The sequence below is a fragment of the Nocardioides sp. P5_C9_2 genome, from assembly GCF_054049555.1.
On the sequence record NZ_JBFUMD010000301.1, the window covers coordinates 1 to 4,924 of the forward strand.

5 protein-coding genes and 1 pseudogene are annotated in these 4,924 nt (G+C 72.0%); 5 read left to right on the plus strand and 1 reads right to left on the minus strand.

What is annotated here, in order from left to right:
- Window positions 1-212, plus strand: a 212-nt coding sequence (locus ACXJKL_RS14465) for a hypothetical protein (RefSeq protein ID WP_457207744.1), incomplete at its 5' end; no start/stop codon positions are given.
- Here ACXJKL_RS14465 and ACXJKL_RS14470 read toward each other — a convergent pair.
- Window positions 180-716 carry a hypothetical protein gene (locus tag ACXJKL_RS14470; protein ID WP_457207745.1) on the minus strand — a complete coding sequence of 179 codons (537 nt, stop codon included), beginning with the start codon at window positions 714-716 and terminating at the stop codon, window positions 180-182. The genes ACXJKL_RS14465 and ACXJKL_RS14470 overlap by 33 nt on opposite strands.
- Before the next feature lie 127 nt (window positions 717-843).
- Between ACXJKL_RS14470 and ACXJKL_RS14475 the strand changes: the two genes are divergently transcribed.
- From ACXJKL_RS14475 to ACXJKL_RS14490, 4 genes and pseudogenes are all read left to right on the plus strand, one after another.
- The gene (locus ACXJKL_RS14475) at window positions 844-1,749 is read left to right on the plus strand and encodes an NUDIX domain-containing protein (RefSeq protein WP_457207746.1); all 906 of its coding nucleotides are present in this window, start codon (window positions 844-846) and stop codon (window positions 1,747-1,749) included.
- A complete protein-coding gene (locus ACXJKL_RS14480; RefSeq protein ID WP_457207747.1) occupies window positions 1,746-2,660 on the plus strand; it encodes an SMP-30/gluconolactonase/LRE family protein in 915 nt (304 codons plus the stop codon). Before ACXJKL_RS14475 ends, ACXJKL_RS14480 begins: the two co-directional genes overlap by 4 nt.
- A 23-nt stretch (window positions 2,661-2,683) precedes the next feature.
- A complete protein-coding gene (dxs, locus tag ACXJKL_RS14485) occupies window positions 2,684-4,588 on the plus strand; it encodes a 1-deoxy-D-xylulose-5-phosphate synthase (RefSeq protein ID WP_457207748.1) in 1,905 nt (634 codons plus the stop codon).
- Between the two features lie 74 nt (window positions 4,589-4,662).
- Window positions 4,663-4,924 (plus strand): annotated as a pseudogene (locus tag ACXJKL_RS14490) (amino acid permease); the annotation flags it as partial.

The window sequence follows — 4,924 nt, forward strand, 5'->3', positions numbered from 1 at the left end:
TCGCCGTCCTGCACGTCGAGGCACAGCAGGCCGCCTGCCGGCGTGGCCTCAGCCAGATCCGGGCCGACCTCAAGGACGTGGCGACCCTAGAAGTCGTCGAGGCGGCCGTGCAGACCTTCCAGCTCGACGACGCGCGCCTCCAGTCGACACGCCGGGCCGTGGGTCTCGTCGAGGAGGCCCTACGAGGACGCCGGTACGTCGCGCGGCTCTAGCGCCTCACCCGGCACCCAGCCGGGCACCACCCGGGGCAGCCACAGGCGCAGGCACCACACGTAGAGCAGCGTCAGCGGCACCCAGCCCAGCAGCGCGTGCCCGAACGGGTGCACGGTCGCGGGGTAGTCGAAGCCGCCCTGCCCGTCGGCCGCGCAGATCCCGGGTACCTCACCGGCCCAGCACGGCGACACGACGTGGGGCACCAGCTCGGCGCCGACCAGCACCACCAACGGACCGGCGACCAGCAGGACGCAGCGCCACACCACCGGGGCTGGGCGCGGCCCGACCAGCACCAGGGCGGCCGACACGACGGCCAGGAGCAGCGCGACGACCACCAGCACCGTGGGGACCACCGGCAGCTCCGCGACCTGCTCGACCCCCGACGGCGGCCGCTCGGACCCCGCGGCCGCGTCGTCGCCCAGCGCGGGGAACACGAAGCCCAGCAACGCCACCGCGGTGCCCGCGACGATCGCCACGAAGGCGGCGAGCGCGGTCAGTGTCACGGACGCGCGGCCCGTTCGGAGCGCCCACGTCCCCCGGGTAGCCATGGTCCATGGTGCCGCGGCGGCCACCGGCCTGTCATGCCCCAGGTCGGGCACGACGACGCGACCGCTGGCTAGGGTCACCGACGTGCACACCTTCGCCGACGTCGCGGTCCTCGACCACCGGGGCTGGGTCCTGATGCAGGAGCGCGACGAGCACGCCCCGCACGATCCCGAGCGGTGGGGCCTGCCGGGAGGGGACCTGGAGCCGGGTGAGGACTTCCTCGCCGCCGCCGTGCGTGAGCTCGAGGAGGAGACCGGACTCCGCGTCGAAGCCGACCGGCTCGAGTCCCTCGGGACCACCCGCTTCCACAGCGACTCGTGCGGGGGCGAGGACGAGTTCGAGCTCTTCGTCGTACGCATGGACGTGACCGACGACGACGTGGTCCGTGGCGAGGGGCGCCAGCTCGTCTTCGTCGACCCCGCGACGTTCCCCGAGCTGGACCTGCACCAGGCTGCGAGACTCGTCCTGCCGCGGGTCCTGCAGTGGCGCGACGCCACGGCCGGCGACTCCCAGCACCTCTTCGCGGGGGTGCTCCTCGTGGACCGGCGCGGCTGGCTGCTGCTCCAGGAGCGCGACGAGCACCCGCGCATCGACCCCGAGAAGTGGGGACTGCCCGGCGGCCACCTCGACCCCGGCGAGGACTTCGAGCCCGGCGCCCGGCGCGAGCTGGGCGAGGAGACCGGGGTCCACCTGGCACCCGGCGAGCTCGAGCTCTACGGCGAGTTCGTCGTCGACCACCGGCACGCGTACGGCACGTTCGACCGGATGCAGGTCTTCGCCGCCGCGACCGGGCTCACCGACGGCGACATCGAGTGCAATGAGGGGCGCCGGATCGTGTTCGTCGAGCCGCAGCGRGCCCGCGGTCTCGACCTGTCCAGCGCGGCGGCCGACATCGTGCCGGCCTTCCTCGACTCCGACCTCTACCGACGCCTCACCGACAGCCTGACCGACCGACCCGGTGCTGACCGGGCACCACAGGAGACCAGATGACCTTCACCGTGCACCCGGTCCCCGGCCACGGAGCCGAGGACGTCGTCGTCACCCCGGACGAGGCCGTCTACACCGGCACCGAGGACGGCTCGATCTTCCGGCTCGCCCCCGACGGGCAGCAGGTCGAGCGGGTCGCCCGCACCGGTGGTCGCCCGCTCGGTCTCGAGCTCTTCCCCGACGGCGCCCTGCTGGTGTGCGACGCCCACCGTGGGCTCCTGGTGGTGCACCCGCAGGACGGCTCCGTCGAGAGCCTCCTCAACCACGTCGACGGCGTCGTCATGCGCTTCTGCAACAACGCGGCGATCGCCGCCGACGGCACCATCTGGTTCAGCGACTCCTCCACCTTGTACGGCGTCGAGCAGTGGAAGGACGACTTCGTCCAGGACACCCGCACCGGTCGCCTGCTGCGCCGCGACCCTGGCGGCGCGGTCACGGTCGTGCTCGACGGGCTCGCCTTCGCCAACGGCGTGGCCCTGAGCCTCGACGAGCGCTACGTCGCCGTCGCCGAGACCGGTGCGCGGACCGTCGTACGCCACTGGATCCAGGGTCCGCGGGCCGGCGAGCGGGACCTGCTGGTGGGGGACCTGCCCGGCTATCCCGACAACATCGCCCGCGGGAGCGACGGGCTGGTGTGGGTGACCATCGCCAGCCCGCTGGATCCCCTCGTCGAGCGGCTCCAGAGGGCGCCGCTGCCCGTCCGCAGGGCGGTCACCCGGATCCCCGGGCGTCTGCAGCCCAAGCCCCGGCAGACGATCCGGGTCCAGGCGTACGACGACGTGGGCACGCTGGTCCACGACATCGACCTGCACGTCCCCGGCTACCACATGGTCACCGGCGTGCGGGAGCACGAGGGACGGGTCTGGATGGGGAGCCTCCACGAGCCGGCGGTGGCCGTCTACGACCTGCCCTGAAGGGGCCGCATAGACTCCCCGCCATGGGTCAACTCGAGTCGATCACGTCCCCGCAGGACCTGCGCGGACTCAACGACGACCAGCTCACGGAGCTGGCAGCGGAGATCCGGGACCTGATGATCCGGACGGTGGCCACCAACAGCGGCCACCTCGGCCCCAACCTCGGCGTCGTCGAGCTGACGCTCGCCATCCACCGGGTCTTCGAGAGCCCCCACGACCGCGTCGTCTTCGACACCGGCCACCAGTCCTACGTGCACAAGCTGGTCACCGGGCGGCGCGAGGCCTTCGGCACGCTCCGCAAGGAGGGTGGCGTCAGCGGCTACCCCAGCCAGGCCGAGTCCGACCACGACATCGTGGAGAACTCGCACGCCTCGACCGCCCTCTCCTATGCCGACGGCCTCGCCAAGGCCTACGCCATCCAGGGCCAGGACCGCCACGTCGTCGCGGTCATCGGCGACGGCGCCCTCACCGGCGGCATGGCCTGGGAGGCGCTCAACAACATCGCCATCAACCCGCAGAGCCGCCTCGTCATCGTGGTCAACGACAACGGTCGCTCCTACACGCCCACCATCGGCGGGCTCGCCACCGCGCTCACCACGCTGCGCACCGACCCGCAGTACGAACGCCTCCTCGAGGTCGTCAAGCGCCGCCTCAACGCCGTGCCCGGCATCGGGCACGCGGCGTACGACGCCCTGCACGCGGTCAAGAAGGGGATGAAGGACGCGCTGGCGCCCCAGGGCCTCTTCGAGGACCTCGGCCTGAAGTACGTCGGCCCGATCGACGGCCACGACCGGGCGGCGATGGAGAACGCGCTCGGCCGGGCGAAGCGCTTCGGCGGACCCGTCATCGTGCACGCGATCACCCGCAAGGGCTACGGCTACGACCCCGCGGAGCGCCACGAGGCCGACCAGTTCCACGCGCCCGGCCCCTTCGACGTCCAGACCGGCGCGGAGAAGCCCAAGGGACGCATCTGGACCGACCACTTCTCCGACGCGATCGTCCACGTCGGGGAGCGCCGCAAGGACGTCGTCGCCATCACCGCCGCGATGATGCACCCGGTCGGGCTCGACACCTTCGCCGCGAGGTTCCCCGAGCGCACCTTCGACGTCGGCATCGCSGAGCAGCACGCCACCACGTCGGCGGCCGGCCTGGCCATGGGTGGCCTGCACCCGGTCTTCGCCGTCTACGCGACCTTCCTCAACCGTGCGTTCGACCAGATCCTCATGGACTGTGCCCTGCACCGGTGCGGGGTCACCTTCGTGCTGGACCGCTCCGGCGTGACCGGCGACGACGGGGCCAGCCACAACGGCATGTGGGACATGTCGATCCTCCAGGTGGTGCCCGGCCTGCGGCTGGCCGCGCCCCGAGACGTCACCCGGCTCCGCGAGCTGCTCGACGAGGCTGTCGACGTCTCCGACGCCCCGACCGTGGTGCGCTTCCCCAAGGGACCGCCGCCCGAGGACATCGACACGATCGGCAGGGCCGGCGGCGCCGACGTGCTCGTGCGCACCGGCGCGCAGGACGTGCTGGTCGTGGCCGTCGGCTCCATGTGCACMGTCGCGGTCGACGTCGCGGAGCGACTCACCGCCCAGGGCATCGGCGTGACGGTCGTCGACCCCCGCTGGGTCAAGCCGGTCGACCCGGCGATCGTCGAGCTGGCCCGCCAGCACCGCCTCGTCGTGAGCGTGGAGGACAACGGGCGCGTGGGGGGCTGCGGGGCCACGCTGCTCCAGACCCTCAACGACGCCGGCGTGACCACGCCCTTCCGCCTGCACGGCATCCCGCAGGAGTTCCTCGACCACGCCAAGCGCGACGTGATCCTGGCCCGCATCGGCCTGGACGCCCAGACCATCGCACGCGGCATCGTCGAGGACGTCACGGCGCACGACGACGGTCGCATGTCCGTCGACGTCCCGCACCGCAGCTGAGCGTCGGTCCGCCTCTCCACGCCGCGGCGTGGAATGACTCGCCAGTAGCCCTGCGGGCTGGGTAGGTTGCCACGATGAGCAGTCTCTTCCGGACGAAGACAGTCGAGCAGTCGATCGCGGAGACCGAGGAGCCGGAGCACCGGCTCAAGAAGAATCTCGGTGCGCTCGACCTGACGATCTTCGGCGTCGGCGTCATCATCGGTGCCGGCATCTTCGTCTACACCGGCGTGGTGGCCGCCACCAATGCCGGTCCTGCCATCGCGATCTCCTTCGCCATCGCCGGCATGGCCTGTGCGCTCGCGGCGCTCTGCTACGCCGAGTTCGCCTCCACGGTGC